Source organism: Nocardioides alcanivorans (assembly GCF_021555175.1).
In the GTDB taxonomy this organism is placed as follows: domain Bacteria; phylum Actinomycetota; class Actinomycetes; order Propionibacteriales; family Nocardioidaceae; genus Nocardioides; species Nocardioides alcanivorans.
Window position 1 is genome coordinate 183,487 of record NZ_JAKGRW010000057.1, and the last position, 12,948, is coordinate 196,434.

At 69.0% G+C, this 12,948-nt stretch carries 9 protein-coding genes and 4 pseudogenes; 3 read left to right on the forward strand and 10 right to left on the reverse strand.

The genetic code is table 11. The features are described from left to right. Nucleotides 1-80: 80 nt before the first annotated feature. The 7 genes and pseudogenes from L1066_RS25485 to L1066_RS27315 form a co-directional block, all read right to left on the reverse strand. Entirely contained in the window at nucleotides 81-1,349 is a 1,269-nt protein-coding gene (locus L1066_RS25485) for a cytochrome P450 (RefSeq protein WP_235739143.1), read from the reverse strand. 74 nt (nucleotides 1,350-1,423) lie between these two features. Beyond that, on the reverse strand, nucleotides 1,424-2,164 hold the full coding sequence (locus L1066_RS25490; protein ID WP_235739144.1) for a 16S rRNA (uracil(1498)-N(3))-methyltransferase: 741 nt from the start codon (nucleotides 2,162-2,164) through the stop codon (nucleotides 1,424-1,426). 4 nt (nucleotides 2,165-2,168) lie between these two features. Beyond that, nucleotides 2,169-3,343 (reverse strand): annotated as a pseudogene (gene dnaJ / locus L1066_RS25500) (molecular chaperone DnaJ). A 39-nt stretch (nucleotides 3,344-3,382) separates the two neighbouring features. Then, nucleotides 3,383-4,403, reverse strand: a pseudogene (gene hrcA, locus L1066_RS25505) (heat-inducible transcriptional repressor HrcA). A gap of 125 nt (nucleotides 4,404-4,528) precedes the next feature. After that, nucleotides 4,529-5,269, reverse strand: a complete 741-nt coding sequence (locus L1066_RS25510) for an endonuclease/exonuclease/phosphatase family protein (RefSeq protein WP_235739147.1) — start codon at nucleotides 5,267-5,269, stop codon at nucleotides 4,529-4,531. Continuing rightward, nucleotides 5,266-6,288 carry a hypothetical protein gene (locus tag L1066_RS25515; protein ID WP_235739148.1) on the reverse strand — a complete coding sequence of 341 codons (1,023 nt, stop codon included), beginning with the start codon at nucleotides 6,286-6,288 and terminating at the stop codon, nucleotides 5,266-5,268. Before L1066_RS25515 ends, L1066_RS25510 begins: the two co-directional genes overlap by 4 nt. Further along, nucleotides 6,288-6,416 (reverse strand): hypothetical protein, encoded by a 129-nt coding sequence (locus tag L1066_RS27315; RefSeq protein WP_283095297.1) that lies wholly within the window; start codon nucleotides 6,414-6,416, stop codon nucleotides 6,288-6,290. The genes L1066_RS25515 and L1066_RS27315 overlap by 1 nt, the downstream gene beginning before the upstream one ends. 113 nt (nucleotides 6,417-6,529) lie before the next feature. Here L1066_RS27315 and L1066_RS29045 point away from each other — a divergent pair. The 3 genes and pseudogenes from L1066_RS29045 to ybaK all read left to right on the forward strand — a co-directional run. Beyond that, nucleotides 6,530-6,844 (forward strand): annotated as a pseudogene (locus L1066_RS29045) (LON peptidase substrate-binding domain-containing protein); the annotation flags it as partial. 116 nt (nucleotides 6,845-6,960) lie between these two features. Further along, on the forward strand, nucleotides 6,961-7,152 hold the full coding sequence (locus L1066_RS25525; RefSeq protein ID WP_235739150.1) for an LON peptidase substrate-binding domain-containing protein: 192 nt from the start codon (nucleotides 6,961-6,963) through the stop codon (nucleotides 7,150-7,152). After that, nucleotides 7,152-7,640, forward strand: a complete 489-nt coding sequence (gene ybaK / locus L1066_RS25530; RefSeq protein ID WP_235735393.1) for a Cys-tRNA(Pro) deacylase — start codon at nucleotides 7,152-7,154, stop codon at nucleotides 7,638-7,640. The genes L1066_RS25525 and ybaK overlap by 1 nt, the downstream gene beginning before the upstream one ends. A 12-nt stretch (nucleotides 7,641-7,652) precedes the next feature. Here the strand turns inward: ybaK and L1066_RS25535 are convergent, their stop codons facing one another. From L1066_RS25535 to L1066_RS25545, 3 genes and pseudogenes are all read right to left on the reverse strand, one after another. Then, nucleotides 7,653-8,237, reverse strand: a complete 585-nt coding sequence (locus tag L1066_RS25535) for a hypothetical protein (RefSeq protein WP_235735392.1) — start codon at nucleotides 8,235-8,237, stop codon at nucleotides 7,653-7,655. Beyond that, nucleotides 8,234-11,787 (reverse strand): annotated as a pseudogene (gene dnaE / locus L1066_RS25540) (DNA polymerase III subunit alpha). The gene L1066_RS25535 and the pseudogene dnaE overlap by 4 nt, the downstream one beginning before the upstream one ends. A gap of 158 nt (nucleotides 11,788-11,945) precedes the next feature. After that, nucleotides 11,946-12,923 carry a DUF2332 domain-containing protein gene (locus tag L1066_RS25545; RefSeq protein ID WP_235735391.1) on the reverse strand — a complete coding sequence of 326 codons (978 nt, stop codon included), beginning with the start codon at nucleotides 12,921-12,923 and terminating at the stop codon, nucleotides 11,946-11,948. Nucleotides 12,924-12,948: the final 25 nt, after the last annotated feature.

Genomic DNA, 12,948 nt, shown 5'->3' on the forward strand with positions numbered 1-12,948 from the left:
TGCTCCCAAGAATTCGATCTTGGTGCAAGAACGTCAGGGACTATCTGGTCCTGGCCGTCGCTGCCGGGGTACGGCGTCGCTCAGCCGTGGGGACGGACGAGCACCTGGCGCACGCCGTAGACCAGGGAGCTCGGCATGAACTCGTGGTCGTCGTCGGTGAGGTGCATCTCGGGGAAACGCTGGGCGATGGCGGGGTACGCCGCACGGAGCTCCATGCGCGCCAGCTCGGCGCCGACACAGCGATGGATGCCGTGCCCGAAGGCGAGGTGCGAGCGGACCGGGCGGTCCGGGTCGAAGCTGTCGGGAGCGTCGCCGAAGACCGGATCACGGTCAGCGCCGGGCAACGAGACCAGCACCACGTCGCCGGCGTGCACGTGCTGACCGCCCACCACGACGTCCTGCTTGGCGAATCGTGGGAAGGCCACCTGCACCACCGACAGATAGCGCAGCAGCTCCTCCACCGCCGGGGCGACGAAGTCGGGCTCGGCCCCCATCCGCTTCCAGGCGGTCGAGTGCCCCAGCAGCACCGAGGTGCCCATGGCGAGCATGCCCGCGCTGGTCTCCATGCCGCCGGTGAAGACCCCGTCGGCGAGGCCCGCCAGGTCGTAGTCGGAGATCTCGTCGCCCTGCTCCCGGATGATCTGGCCGATCAGCCCGGGACCGGGCTCCCGTCGTTGCCGTGCCGTCGCCTCCTTCAGGAACTCGCGGGACTCCGAGATCGCACCGAGCGCCCCCACCCCACCGGTCGTCACGTCGAAGCGGGCGTGACCGAGCTCGCGGAACGTCTCGCGGTCCTTGTCGGGAAGACCGAGCAGCTCACAGATCATGAGGAACGGGATGGGAAAGGCGAAGGACGGCACCAGGTCGACGACGTCATGAACCCGCGCACGGGACTCGATCTCGTCGAGCTGACCGGCGATGATCCGGTCCAGCGACGGTTGGATCCGCTGCAGCCGGCGCATCGTGAACTCCGGCGTGATGAGGCGGCGCAACCGGGTGTGGTCGGGCGGGTCGGTGAACCCGAGCCCACCGATGTCTCCGTCGGCGGCCCCACGCTTGCCCACGTAGGGCCTGATGTCGGTACTGAACACGTCTTGCTCGGTCAACGCCTGCCGCCCGGCCTCCTCGCCGGTGACGAGCCAGATGTCGATGCCCAACAACGATCCCAGCTTGTGCACCGGATCGACCGCCCGGACCTCGGCCAGTCGTGCCGGCGGGTCGAACCCATCACGCTTCAGCGGCCACGAGAGGCTGTCGGGGATCTTGTCCAGGCGCGACAGATCGACTGACCGAGCGGGCATCAGCCGCAGCGCACCGCGCCGCACCAGCCCCAGTAGTTGTCGCTTCATGAGTCAAGACTCTCCCACCCTGAGGGCCGTTTGAATCAGGGATCCCCCTGAACGGCCCCGAGATCACGCAGAACCTAGTGCCAGCGCGCCGAGCCCGCCAACAAGGCGGACATCGCCGCCACCCCTGCCGTGGAGGTCCGCAGCACCTCCGGCCCCAACCGTACGGCGGGTGCCCCGGCCCGTGCGAAGGCTTCGACCTCCTCCGGACTCACCCCACCCTCGGGACCGACGACGAGCACGATCGGCCCGGTCGCGTCCGGAACCAGACCGGCCAGCGGCATCGTCGCCTCCTCGTGGAGCACGAAGACCTGGGCAGCATCGGCGACGAGCGCCAGGACCTCGTCGGTCGAGGCGATCGGTGTGACGTCGGGGAACCAGCTCCGGCGGGCCTGCTTGGCAGCCTCACGCGCGGTTGCCGCCCACTTGTTGCGGGACTTCTCGGCCCGTTCACCGCGCCAGAGCGCCACGCAGCGTTGCGCCGCCCACGGCACGATCGTGTCGACACCGAGCTCGGTGAGCATCTCCACGGCAAGCTCTCCGCGCTCACCCTTCGGCACGGCCTGCACCACTGTGAACTCGGGCCCCGGACGCGCCAGGAACCGGTGCGCGTCGACGCGCACCGTGAAACGGCGCTTGGCCACCTCGTCGACGGTGCCGGTCAGGGACGTGCCACGTCCGTCGGTCAGCACCACCTCCTCACCGACTCGGAGCCGGCGTACGGCCACCGCGTGGTGGGCCTCGTCGCCGGTCACCTCGACCAGTGACCCGACCTCGGCGCCCCCGAGCTCAGGGACCCAGTGCACGTGGGCGCTCATGCGATCAGTGCGGGTTGAACGCGTCGCGCAGGCGACCGAAGACGGACTTGTGCTGGTTGTTGAGCGCACCCTGCGGCGCCTCCTCGCCCCGCAGCGCCGCCAGTTCGCGCAGCAACTCGCCCTGACGCTCGTCGAGCTTCGACGGGGTGTCGACGATGACGGTGACGATCAGGTCGCCGCGACCGGTCGAGCGGAGCCCGGGAACGCCGCGCGCCCGCAGGACCTGCTCGGTGCCGGACTGCGTGCCGGGCGCGATGTCGAGGGTGAACTCGGTCTCGACCTCACTGCCCTCCCCGGCGACATCGGCCTCGAGCGTCGGCAGTGTGAGCCGGGTGCCCAACGCCGCTGCCGTCATCGGCACGCTGACCTGGCACAGCAGGTCGTTGCCGCGACGCTTGAAGGTGTCGTGGGGGCCACCTGGATCTCGACGAAGAGGTCGCCGGCCGGACCGCCACCCGGGCCGACCTCGCCCTGACCGGAGAGCTGCACCCGGGTGCCCGTGTCGACTCCGGCAGGGATCTTGACGGTGATGGTGCGACGCGAACGCACCCGGCCGTCGCCCGAGCAGTCGCGGCAGGGGTCGGGGATCGTGCTGCCGAATCCCCGGCAGGCGGGGCAGGGACGCAACGTGCGGATCTCACCGAGGAAGGACCGTTGCACCTGGGCCACCTCGCCGGCCCCGTGGCAGGTGACGCAGGTGACCGGGTGGCTGCCGGCAGCAGCACCCTCGCCCTTGCAGGTCTCACACAGCACCGCGGTGTCGACCTTGAGTTCGTGGGTGACACCGAAGGCGGCCTCGGCGAGCTCGATCTCGAGACGGATGAGGGCATCCTGGCCACGGCGTACCCGCGATCGCGGGCCCCTGCCGCCTTGGGCCTGTCCCCCCTGGCCGCCGAAGAAGGCGTCCATGATGTCGGTGAAGGAGAAGCCGGCCCCCTGCCCGAAGCCGCCACCCATGCCGCCGCCGAAGGGATCGCCGCCCCGGTCGTAGTGGGCGCGCTTGTCGGGGTCGCTCAGCACCTCGTAGGCGTGGCTGACCTCCTTGAACTTCTCCTGCGTCTCCGGGTCGGGGTTGACGTCGGGGTGCAGCTGACGCGCCAGCTTCCGGTAGGCCTTCTTGATGGTCGCGTCGTCGGCGTCCCGGGAGACCCCGAGGAGCTCGTAGAGATCCTGACTCATCTGTCCTTCTGTGTTCTCGTCTGTACCTGACCGGGCGGGTCAGGCCTCGTCAAGGATGCGGGAGACGTATCGGGCCACGGCCCGCACGCTGGCCATGGTGCCGGGATAGTCCATGCGGGTGGGGCCGACGATGCCGAGCGAGGCGACCGACTGCTCACCCGGGCCGTAACCCGCGGCCACCACGCTGGTGGTGGCCAGGCTCTGCACGGGTCCCTCGTGACCGATCCGGACGGTGACCAGCCCGTCGCTGCCGGTCTCTCCAATCAGCTTGAGAAGCACGACATGCTCCTCGATCGCCTCCAGCAGGGGCCGGATGGTGGTGTCGAACTCGCCGAACCGGGTCAGGTTGGCTGCGCCGCTCACTGCGACGCGCCCGTCCGACCGATGATCGGACATGGCCTCGCGCACCACGGTGGCGACCAGCCGGCCGGCCGCGGCGAGCTCCGGGCGCAAGGTTGCGCCGTACTCCCCAGCGCCGTGACCGCGTCTGCGATCAGGGAGCCGGAGACGGCGGAGTTGAGGGTGGTGCGCAGTTCGACGAGGCCGTCGTCGGAGACCTCGGTGTCGAGCTCGACCAGGCGCTGTTCGACGCGACCGGTGCTGAGGATGAGTACGGCGAGCAGGCGAGTCGGCGTCAGCGACACCAGCTCCACGTGGCGCACGGTGCTGTTGCTGAGCGTCGGGTACTGCACGACCGCCACCTGGCGGGTGAGCTGGGAGAGCAGCCGGACGCTGCGCTGCACCACGTCGTCGACGTCGACGGCGCCGTCGAGGAACGAGGCGATGGCCCGTCGCTCGGCCGTCGACATCGGCTTGACCTGGGTCAAGCGGTCGACGAAGAGCCGGTAGCCCTTGTCTGTCGGCACCCGACCGGCGCTGGTGTGCGGCTGGGTGATGAACCCCTCGTCCTCCAGGGCGGCCATGTCGTTGCGGACCGTCGCCGGGGAGACCCCAGTTGGTGCCGCTCGACCAAGGCCTTGGAGCCGACCGGTTCCTCCGTGGAGACGTAGTCCTCCACGATGGCTCGGAGCACCGCCAGCCGCCGGTCCTCGACAACCATCGCTCCTCCTCGCCTTCCGACGCTGCCTGTCTGGCACTCACTCGATCCGAGTGCCAAGGATACTCCGGGGCCGGGCAGGAGTCCGCTTCGGCGTTCGGCGGGGCGCCACAACTGCTACCAGCGGGTCAGACCGTCGTCGGCGGCGCGACGGTGATGAGCACCGGGAAGTGATCGGAGAGCTGGGTGCTGACCGCCCACGCCGCAGTGACCCAGGTGCCCCGGGAGACGAAGAGGTGGTCGATCTGCTCCTCGGGCGCATCAGCCGGCGAGGTGAACAGCGGTCGGGCATCGGCGAGACCGTCGTCGAGACCGGCGTCGAGCAGCGCGAGCCAGCTCTCCGTGCCCGGCGACAGGTTGAAGTCGCCGCCGAGGATCAGCGGGCGGCCTTCGGTGATCCGCTCCTGCGCGAAGTCCGCGATCCGCTGCGCCTGCAACAACCGACCCTGGTCGGGGCCGTGCCCGGCGGGCTGGAGATGGGTCGAGAGCACGTCGTACTCCTGACCTCCCTTGGTCACCGTCGCCGCCATGATCTGTGCGCCGGTCACCGCGCCGAAGTCCGGCAGCGGCTGCGTCTCCCAGCGCACCGGCTCGGCGGTGAGGATGGCGTCGCCCCACACCGGATCTGCGGCCGGCCCGAAGTGGGCCTCCATGTCGAGCAGCCGAGCCAGGATCTTGAGCTGGTCCTGACCGCCGTTGAGCAGCCAGCCACGATCGACCTCGCTGAGCAGCACCACGTCGGGTGCCTCCTCGGCGATCAATTCGGCCACCTCCTCCACCCGGAAGCGGCCGTCGGTGCCGTAGCCCATCCGGAGGTTCCACGCCATCACCGTCAGCCCGGGGTTGCGATCGACCGCCTCCACGGTCACCGGACGCACGGTGGCGTGTGGGGCAACCCAAGCCAATGCGAATGTGACCGCCGCAGCGGCCACGAGTGCCACCGCAGGCCGTGCCCCCTGCGGAGTCCACCGTGCGCGGCGGGCGCGTCGCGGAAGGCGGCCCAGACACCCGCAACTGCCAGCACCGCTGCCAGGGCGACCACGAGCCAGTCGGCGCGATAGCCGAGGTCGTAGCCGGCGTAGTAGGCGAAGAAGAGCACCACCCACACCAGCCCGCCGGCCCACAGCGCCCAGATCGGGTCGCGGCCACCGGCCGGAGCCTCGGCCGCCGACCCCACCAGCGCCATGAGTACGCCGGCCAGTGCGATCACACCGACCGCTGCCGCGAACGCGATGCCTTCGCCCGGGTCGCCGTACATCACGATGAAGGTGGCGAACACGAGCACAGCGGCGTCCACGACCACCACGCTGCGCGGCAGGGACGGGCGCCACAGCACGATTCCTGCGGCCGCCGCCGTCGTCCCGGCCACCAGTGCGGCACCGAGGTGGCCGGTGTCAGCGGAGGCCCGACCGACGTTGGCCAGTGCGATCCCGGCGAGGAGCAGCGCCGGCAGGAGGGCGAGACAGAGCATCCGGGGCGCGGGACCGTCCGTCGGCTGCTCCCGGGTGACGAAGGCCCGACCGACGAGTGCCGCCTGCAGTGCCAGCAGTCCCCAGGCCCAGGCGTCGTCGCGCCACACCGCGCCCCACGTGCCGAGGGCGGCGTGGGAGAAGCTCGCCGCGGCGAGACCGAGGAAGACACCTCCCAGCAGGTCCGAGCCACGGTGTCGTGCCGACAGCGACAGCCAGGCGAGTGCGAGCACCATCCCGACCGTCGCCCCCCACAGCTGTGGCTTGCCACCGTCGACCACCTGGACGACGACACGGGCCAGGAGCGCTCCCACCAGGCACCAGGTGGCCATCACTGCCCTGCGATGCGCTCCGCTGTCACGCAGCAACGAGAGCAGCACCCCCGGCGCAGCGACCACTGCGAGCGCGAAGAGACCCATCAGCTCCGGGGCGTGCTCGCCGCCTGACCGAAGATGGTGATCAAGGACGGTGCCCAGACCCGTTGCAGGTCGACGAGCAGCCAGAGGCCGACGCCCACCTCGAGCACATGGCGGTTCACGCGATACATGGGGACATCCTGCCGCGTGACGCGCCCGGACGCTCCGCGGAGCGCGACACGCGGCCAGTAGGCTGGCGAACGTGAGCGCGACGATCCCGATCTTCCCCCTCAACACGGTGGTCATGCCGGGACAGGTCGTCCCACTCCGGGTCTTCGAGGACCGCTACCTGCAGATGGTGGAATACCTGCTCGACGAGGACGATCCCGCGCAGCGGCTCTTCGGCACGGTTGCGATCCGTGACGGGCACGAGGTCGGGACACCGGTGCAGTCCTGGTTCCGGATCGGCTGCCTGCTCCAGCTCACCGAGGCCGAAGTCGCCCCCGACGGCAGCGTCGAGATCGAGGCCGTCGGCCGTTCCCGGATCCGGCTCGACCGGCTCCACCAGGACGGCGACTATCCCGAGGGAGAGGTCGAACTCCTCCGTGACCCGCTTCCCGAACGTGCCGAGGAGTTCGTGCTCCGCGCCACGAGCACCTTCGACACCTATCGACACGTGCTCTCCGACATCAGCGGTGAGGAGTTGCTGATGGGCGCGCTCCCCAGGACCCGACGATGCTGTCGTGGAGCATCTCCGCCGCCAGCATGCTCACCATGCCGGAACGACAGGCGCTGCTGGAGGAGTCCGACGTCACCCTGCGACTCGCTCTGGCCACTGAGCTGCTGGAGGAGGAGATCCGCACGATGTCGGCGCTGCCGTCGCTGCCGGCACTCGGCATTGGCCGCAACTCCTGGAGTCCGAACTGATGGCCGCCCGCAGAGCGCCCGCCGGTACGCCGGCAGTGGCTGCCCTCAGCGCAGCCGGGATCAGGCACACCCTGCTCGGCTACGATCACGACCCGCGGGCCACCAGCTACGGCCTCGAGGCCGCGGAGGCGCTCGGGGTCGATCCGACCTCGGTCTTCAAGACGCTGCTCGCCGACGTCGACGGCTGCCTCGTCGTGGCGGTCGTGCCGGTCACGGGGCAGCTCGACCTCAAGGCGCTCGCCCGGACGATGGGTGGCTCGAAGGCCGCCATGGCCGATCCCGCGATTGCGCAGCGGGCCACCGGCTACGTCGTGGGCGGCATCTCCCCGATCGGGCAGAAACGCACTCACCCGACGGTGATCGACGAAACCGCGATCCTGCATGAGACCGTGCACGTCTCCGGTGGTCGACGCGGTCTCGAGGTCGCGCTCGCACCCGATGACCTGGTCGAGGTCACCGAGGGACGGTATGCCGCGATCGCCCGGTGACTGACCTCGTGGTCAGGCGTCGTGGGACACCGGCTGCTGGCCGGACGGCGGCACGTCGACGGCTGCGGGGTCGACACGGCGTACGGCGGCGTCGCCCGGGAACCCGACCAGCACCAGCACGGAGCCGACGAGTGCACCTCCCGGGAAGCCGAGGAACCAGGCGACCGGTGAGGCACGCAGTGCCGCCTGCACGCTCGGGTAGCCATCGGGGTAGTCGGCCGTGAGGTCGATCGGAGCCGGCTCGCCGGGGCCGATGAGTGCCCCGACCCCGACCATGACCAACCCCGCCACGATCGCCGACCCCACGACCAGGCCGAGCGTGACGAGCTCGTCGTGGTCGTGGATCCACAAGAAGATCGCCCCCAGCACCAGCCCCAACGGCACGGCGACCGCGAGATAGAGCCCGGTGCTGCGGAACTGTTGGTCGGGCTCGAAGAACGGTCGGCCGCCATCGATCAGATAGGTGTGGGTCTCCGGAGCCGGCGACCACCACCAGAACCAGCACCCCGCAGCCACCACTCCGGCCACCACGAAGGCAGCGAGCGTCACTGCGGCCTGGCGGAGGAGACCCGCGCGAGAAGCGCGCTCGTCGGTCACTGTCCCAGGCATCCGGGCCCCAGAAGTTGCTTGAGGTCGGCGAACAGCGCCGAGGAGGGTGTCACTCGCAGCCGGTCATCGAGACGGAGCACGGTCGTGGAGTTGCGGGTCAGCAGCCTCAACTGCACCTCCGTCATGCCCGGATGCGTCGCCAAGACGTCCTTCAGCGACTCCACCACCGGCGGCGTGCACCGGGTGGACGGCAACGAGATGACCACCGGTCCCGACGGTCCGTCGTTGAGGTCGGGCAGGCTGACCTCCTGACCGCGCAGTTCGGGCTGGTCCTTGTCGCGTGACAGGTTGCCCTTGACTCGGATGATCGAGTCCTCGGCCAGATGGGGGCCGGCCAGTTGGTAGGCACTCGGGAAGAAGAGCACCTCGATGGCGCCATCGAGGTCTTCGAGGGTCACCGTTGCCCAGGCGTCGCCGCGCTTGGTGATCTTGCGCTGCACACTGGTGACCAGGCCGCTCACCGTGAGCATCGAGCCGTGGGGCCGGTCCTCGTCGAGCATCAGCTGACCGATGCTGCAGTCGGTGCCCTGGGAGAGCACGTGCTCCAGACCCAGCAGCGGGTGATCGGAGACGTAGAGACCCAGCATGTTGCGCTCGTTGCTGAGCAGGGTCATCTTGTCCCACTCGTCGATCTCGGGGATCGTGACCGAGACCCCGAACCCGGAGTCCTCCTCGGAGAGCCCTCCGAAGAGTGAGTCCTGACCGATGGCCTCGTTCTTCTTGATGTCGACGTACTGGTCGACCGCAGCCTCGTGGATGGCCAGCAGCGCCCGCCTCTTGTGCTTCATCTCGTCGAAGGCGCCGGCCTGGATCAAGGACTCGATGACCCGCTTGTTGCAGACCGTCGAGGGCACCTTGTCCATGAAGTCGTTGAAGTCGCTGTAACGCCCCTTCTCACGGCCGAGGATGACGCCGTCGACGACGTTGTGCCCCACGTTGCGGATCGCGGTGAGGCCGAACCGGATGTCGCGTCCCACCGGGGTGAAGTTGGCGGCCGACTCGTTGACGTCGGGGGCAGCACCTGGATCTTCATCCGGCGACACTCGTTGAGGTAGATCGCCATCTTGTCCTTGTCGTCCTTCACGGACGTCAGGAGCGCAGCCATGTATTCAGTCGGGTAGTTGGCCTTGAGGTAGGCGGTCCAGTAGGTGATGACGCCGTAGGCCGCTGAGTGCGACTTGTTGAAGGCGTAGTCGGAGAACGGCAGCAGGATCGCCCACAGGGTGTCGATCGACTCCTGCGGGTAGCCACGCTCGAGCATCCCTGCCTGGAAGCCCGCGTACTGCTTGTCGAGCTCCTCCTTCTTCTTCTTGCCCATCGCGCGGCGGAGGTTGTCGGCGGCACCCAGGGTGAAGCCGGCCAGGACCTGGGCGATCGCCATCACCTGCTCCTGGTAGACGATCAGACCGTAGGTCTCACCCAGCACCGGCTCGAGGGCCTCCTCGAGTGCGGGGTGGATCGGCTCGATCGGCTCACGGCCGTTCTTGCGGCGCGCGTACTTGTTGTGTGAGTCGGCGCCCATCGGGCCCGGACGGTAGAGCGCGCTGACGGCGGTGATGTCGGCGAACTTGTCGGGCTGCATCGACCGGAGCAGCGCTCTCATGCCACCACCATCGAGCTGGAAGACGCCCAGGGTGTCACCACGGCCCATCAGCTCGTAGGTCGCCCGGTCGTCGAAGGGGAGCTCCTCGAGCACCACCTTCTCGTCGCGGTTGGCCTCGATGTTGACCAAGGCGTCTTCGAGGATCCGGAGGTTGGACAGACCCAGGAAGTCCATCTTGACCAGACCCAGCGACTCACACATCGGGTAGTCGAACTGGGTGATCACCGCGCCGTCCTGGGGCCGCGTCATGATCGGCACGATGTCGATCAACGGCTCGCTGGACATGATCACGCCGGCAGCGTGCACACCCCAGTTGCGGATCTGCCCCTCGAGACCGACCGCGGTCTTGTAGATCGTGCGGACGTCGACGTCCTGGTCGTAGAGGGTGCGGAACTCGCCACCCTCGCCGTAGCGCTTGTGCTGCTCGTTGAAGAGCTCCTTGAGGGGCACGCCCTTGCCCATCACGTCGGCCGGCAGCGCCTTGGTGATGCGGTCACCGATGGCGAACCCGTGATCGAGAACGCGCGCTGCGTCCTTGATCGCAGCCTTCGACTTGAGTCGGCCGAAGGTGGCGATCTGCGCGACCCGCTCGGCGCCGTACTTCTGGGTGACGTACTGGATGACCTCACCACGCCGTCCGTCGTCGAAGTCGATGTCGAAGTCGGGCATCGAGGGACGCTCGGGATTGAGGAACCGCTCGAAGAAGAGGCCGTGCTCGAGGGGGCAGAGGTCGGTGATGCGCAGGGCGTAGGCAGCGATGGAGCCAGCGCCCGAGCCACGGCCGGGGCCGACCCTGATGCCGTTGTCCTTCGACCAGTTGATGAAGTCGGCGACCACGAGGTAGTAGCCGCAGTAGCCCTTCTGGGAGACGATCCCGAGCTCCATCTCGACCCGGTCGCGGACCTCCTGGGTGAGCCGGTCACCGGGGTAGCGCGACTCGATGCCCCGCCACACCTCCTTGCGGAACCAGGACTCCTCGGTCTCGCCCGCGGGGATGTCGGCCCGGGCCATGTAGCCGCCGGTCGACTCGGTGAACTCGATGTTGCAGCGTTCACCGATCTCGACGGTGTTGTCGCACGCCTCGGGCATGCCGAAGCGGTCGGCCCACAGCTCGCGCATCTCGGCCGCGGACTTGATGTAGTAGCCGCCACCGTCGAACTTGAGCCGGTTGGGGTCGGCCAGGCGCTTGCCGGAGGCGACGCAGATCAGGGCGTCGTGGGCGTCGGCGTCCTCGGGGTTGTTGTAGTGGGAGTCGTTGGTGGCGATCGGCCGGATGCCCATGTCACGGCCCAGCCGGAGCAGGTCCTCGCGGACCCGCTTCTCGATGTCGATGCCGTGGTCCATCAACTCGAGGAAGACGTTGTCCTTGCCGAAGATGTCCTGCAGCTCGCCGGCCTCGCGCAGGGCCTCGTCGTACTGGCCCAGGCGCAGCCGGGTCTGGATCGCACCACTCGGGCAGCCGGTGGAGACGATGATGCCCTTGCTGTGCTCGGCGAGGATCTCCTTGTCCATGCGGGGCTTGTAGAAGTAGCCCTCGAGACTGGAGCGGGAGGAGAGCCGGAAGAGGTTGTGCATGCCCTCGGTGGTCTCGGCCCACATCGTCATGTGGGTGTAGGCACCGCCACCGGCGACGTCGTTGCCGCCCTCCTCGGCGACGTCGCCCTTGCCCCAGCGCACCCGACGACGCTCACCACGCGCGGTGCCCGGCGTCACGTAGGCCTCGATGCCGATGATCGGCTTGACGTCGTGCTTCTTCGCCTTCGACCAGAAGTCGTAGGCACCGTGCAGGTTGCCGTGGTCGGTCATGGCGATCGTGGTCATGCCCAGATCGCGCACCCGGGTGAAGAGCCCATCGAGCAGGGAGGCGCCGTCCAACATCGAGTATTCGGTGTGGACGTGGAGGTGGACGAACGAGTCACCGGAGCCAGCGGCCATGGATGTGAGCAACTCCTGGGGGTTGAGACGGACGGGAGCTCACGACGCAGGGACACCTGCCTTCGTGGCGGGCAGGAAGACAGCCTACGTCGTGTGCAGGGCCATCTTGGCAGGGCACTCCGACACTTCTCGGCGACCGGCGTGACCAGCCCCACGGCTCACCCGACGGTGCCGGCGCCGAACCAGGTGAAGTCCCGCCCGTGACCGTGGGTCCACGCCACGGCGTGCCCGTCGATCCCGAGCACGAACCGATCGCTGCGCCGTTCCGGAGCCGCCCTCGCGACCTCCGGCAGCACGTCGGGGTCCTCGTTGCTGATCCACCGGCAGGCGCCCTCGGCCACCAGGGCACGCATCATCTCGTCGAAGTCGCGGCGCCGTTCGTGGGGCAGGTAGGCGATGACGGCCGTGTGCTGCACCACCGGGACGCCCCACCGCCCGGCATCGGCCAGCAGCCCCGGCAGCAGGTCGAACAGGTCGCCACGGCGGATCTCAGGCGGTTCGGCTCTTGCGACCGCGATGGCCTGCTGGAGGAGCTCACGCCGGTCGTCCTGCTCCGGCCAGACCAGGTTGGTGAGCCAAGCGGCGGCGTCATCGGTGGTGACGTCGAGCGGGTTGAGGTCTGCTCCTGCTCGCCACCGGACGTCAGGATGCCGGGTGGGCACCGGGAACGGAGCGAGCGGGACCGAGACGAGCGTGGGTCCCCCGCTTCCGCGCAACTCCCCCAGCGGCGACCAGTCGTAGTCCCAGCGGTCCGGATGAAGGCAGAGCCCACCTGAGGCACCGACCTCGATCAGCGCGATCTCGCCACCGATCTGGCCCAGCGCCGGCACGAGTGTTGCCATCCGGCCCGCCTCGTTGGTCTGGGTGGCACGACTGAGAATGGTGGCGCGGATCCCGCCGTCCTCCAGGAGGACGTGCCGGAAGCCCTCGTAGGGGCCGGGCGCCGGAGCGCCGTGCCAGCGGGCCGCGGCGAAGACGAGGTTGGGCTGCTGCTTGACGGCCGGGAGCCCATCGAGCCAGGCGAGCACCTCCTCGTCGTCGGCGACGCGGCGACTCCAGTCGACGAAGCAGGGCGAGTCCACGGCATGCTCGGCGAAGGCCTGGTACTGCTCGCGCGCGCCTCCCCACGGGTCCATGGACCGAGGCTACGCCGATGCGCAG

Bases quoted from the DNA above. Each gene is read 5' to 3' on its own strand.
- L1066_RS25485 (WP_235739143.1), bottom strand. From the start codon at position 1,349: ATGAAGCGACAACTACTGGGGCTGGTGCGGCGCGGTGCGCTGCGGCTG.
- L1066_RS25490 (WP_235739144.1), bottom strand. From the start codon at position 2,164: ATGAGCGCCCACGTGCACTGGGTCCCTGAGCTCGGGGGCGCCGAGGTC.
- L1066_RS25515 (WP_235739148.1), bottom strand. From the start codon at position 6,288: ATGGGTCTCTTCGCGCTCGCAGTGGTCGCTGCGCCGGGGGTGCTGCTC.
- L1066_RS27315 (WP_283095297.1), bottom strand. From the start codon at position 6,416: ATGTATCGCGTGAACCGCCATGTGCTCGAGGTGGGCGTCGGCCTCTGG.
- L1066_RS25525 (WP_235739150.1), top strand. From the start codon at position 6,961: ATGCTGTCGTGGAGCATCTCCGCCGCCAGCATGCTCACCATGCCGGAA.
- ybaK (WP_235735393.1), top strand. From the start codon at position 7,152: ATGGCCGCCCGCAGAGCGCCCGCCGGTACGCCGGCAGTGGCTGCCCTC.
- L1066_RS25545 (WP_235735391.1), bottom strand. From the start codon at position 12,923: ATGGACCCGTGGGGAGGCGCGCGCGAGCAGTACCAGGCCTTCGCCGAG.